Source organism: Ferrimonas gelatinilytica, from assembly GCF_039544205.1.
GTDB lineage: Bacteria > Pseudomonadota > Gammaproteobacteria > Enterobacterales > Shewanellaceae > Ferrimonas > Ferrimonas gelatinilytica.
This window is the reverse complement of the sequence record NZ_BAABLF010000019.1, coordinates 1-623: the sequence shown is the minus strand read 5'-3', so window position 1 is coordinate 623 and position 623 is coordinate 1. Positions and strand designations below refer to the sequence as shown.

The following is a 623-nucleotide window of genomic DNA, read 5'->3' as shown; positions in this document are numbered from 1 at the left end:
CGGATAGCGAAACGCAGGCCTTCTTCCATCGCGATCGGCGCGATCAGGGTAACTTCCATCTGGATGTTGTCACCCGGCATTACCATCTCTACACCTTCCGGCAGCTCGATGGTGCCAGTGATGTCGGTAGTACGGAAGTAGAACTGAGGACGGTAGCCTTTGAAGAACGGGGTGTGACGACCACCTTCTTCTTTGGACAGTACGTATACCTCAGAGGTGAACTTGGTGTGCGGAGTGATGGAGCCCGGCTTGGCCAGGACCTGACCACGCTCTACTTCTTCACGCTTGGTACCACGCAGCAGAACACCACAGTTCTCACCAGCACGACCTTCGTCCAGCAGCTTGCGGAACATCTCGACACCGGTACAAGTGGTCTTGGTGGTCTCTTTGACACCAACGATTTCCACTTCGTCACCAACGCGGACAATACCACGCTCTACACGACCGGTTACTACGGTACCACGGCCCTGGATGGAGAATACGTCTTCGATCGGCAGCAGGAAGGCACCGTCTACAGCACGCTCCGGCTCAGGGATGTAGGTGTCCAGAGCTTCAGCCAGTTCCAGGATCTTCTTCTCCCACTCGGCGTCGCCTTCCAGTGCTTTCAGAGCGGAACCCTGGAT

General features: G+C 56.3%; 1 protein-coding gene. It reads right to left on the bottom strand.

What is annotated here, in order from left to right; all coding sequences use genetic code 11:
- A partial coding sequence (locus ABD997_RS12085; protein ID WP_345317284.1) for an EF-Tu C-terminal domain-related protein occupies nt 1-623 on the bottom strand: 623 nt, incomplete at both ends.